This is a genomic window from Mesorhizobium sp. L103C131B0 (genome assembly GCF_000502275.1).
Taxonomy (GTDB): Bacteria; Pseudomonadota; Alphaproteobacteria; order Rhizobiales; family Rhizobiaceae; genus Mesorhizobium.
Map to the genome: position 1 here is coordinate 1 of NZ_AYXC01000056.1, position 1346 is coordinate 1346.

Consider the following 1346-nt stretch of genomic DNA (forward strand, 5'->3'; position numbering starts at 1 on the left):
ATCTTGACGTATTCAGCCGGTTCCGGCTCGGCGACGACGACGGCGTCGGCGGCGCGCGCACCGGAAACTGCGATCAAGGCCGCAGCGGAGCCGAGAAGAAGGCTCTTAATGTTCATTTTCTGACCTCCAGTCAGAATCGAACAAGATAGTGAAACCGGCGACAAGCGTTTTCGCTGTAATCAATTGTTATTGTTGAAGTTTATTGAAAAGATGGACCTCTGCGGCAGGTGATGCGGCCATCACCACAGGCGCTTGTTGGCGAAAGCATGCCCTGAACCGGATTTGAGATAGCGCTCGAATGAAGCTGCCTTGGCCTGGTTCGAAAAGGCCATATAGGTGACGATCCGCCACGGCAGAAACTTGGATGTATGGCTGGATTTCCCCGCATTGTGCTCGACAAGCCGCCGTTTCAGGTCCGTCGTTATGCCGATATAGCGTTCGCCTTCCGCAGCCGTACTCTCCAGAAGATACACATACCACATGAGCTGCTCTCCTTTGCCGGGGCTTCGGAGGGCATCCTCTCCGCCATCCTGCTTCGCGCTGAGGTGGGCTTGTCCTGCGAAGCTCGAAGGGCGAAGCAGGACCAATCGAATTTTGCAAGGGATTCTCTGGGCTTACGCTGTACGGCAGGTAGCACACCACACGGTCCGGCCCTCCTACGCCAAGGCTTCGGAGGGCATGCTTCGCGCTGAGGGTTGGGCTTGTCCTGCGAAGCTCGAAGAGCGAAGCAGGATGGCGGAGAGGATGGGATTCGAACCCACGAGAAGCTTTTGACCTCTACTCCCTTAGCAGGGGAGCGCCTTCGACCACTCGGCCACCTCTCCGTTGCGCCGCTGGATAGAGAAAAGCGCCGGCACAATCAACAAGCCGGCGCGATAATCGTTGAAAAATCCGCATTCGGCCGCAGCGGCGCCTTTTGCATGCGGCGATTCTACGGCAGTTCCCTGGCTGGCGAGTCGGCGACATGGCCGCAATTCTGGCCGGCCATCGCCGGATTCGGCCGCATTGCGCGGCGCTGGATAAGGCTTGCGGGCCCTTCGATAGTTAATGAGAGCTTTCTGACTGAGGCCAAATCGTGTCATTTGTGCAACAACGCATGGGGATAGCGCCCGCATAGCCCTTTCGCCGGTACGATCGTGGTTGAACGCCGCCGCCTCATGGGTAATGTCGATTTCGAAGGAGCGGCGCGGTGCGCATCTTTTTCGGTAGTGGGGATGGGGCAGGGAACGCTGTCCTTCAGCAAAGAATACCCAGACCCGTTTTTTAACTTTTGACTGGAGGTCAGAAAATGAACATTAAGAGCCTTCTCCTCGGCTCCGCTGCGGCCTTGATCGCAGTTTCCGGTG

Annotated in this window: 2 protein-coding genes and 1 tRNA gene; all 3 read right to left on the reverse strand. The window is 57.4% G+C overall.

The genetic code is table 11. The annotated features are described in order from the left end of the window. Positions 1-239: 239 nt before the first annotated feature. Positions 240-482 carry a GIY-YIG nuclease family protein gene (locus tag X730_RS135395; RefSeq protein WP_023670218.1) on the reverse strand — a complete coding sequence of 81 codons (243 nt, stop codon included), beginning with the start codon at positions 480-482 and terminating at the stop codon, positions 240-242. 251 nt (positions 483-733) lie between these two features. Then, positions 734-824: transfer RNA gene (locus X730_RS135390), tRNA-Ser, on the reverse strand. A 254-nt stretch (positions 825-1078) separates the two neighbouring features. Then, on the reverse strand, positions 1079-1346 hold a 268-nt coding region (locus tag X730_RS1000000168420; protein ID WP_210164508.1), incomplete at its 5' end, for a hypothetical protein.

Bases quoted from the DNA above. Each gene is read 5' to 3' on its own strand.
- X730_RS135395 (WP_023670218.1), bottom strand. From the start codon at position 482: ATGTGGTATGTGTATCTTCTGGAGAGTACGGCTGCGGAAGGCGAACGC.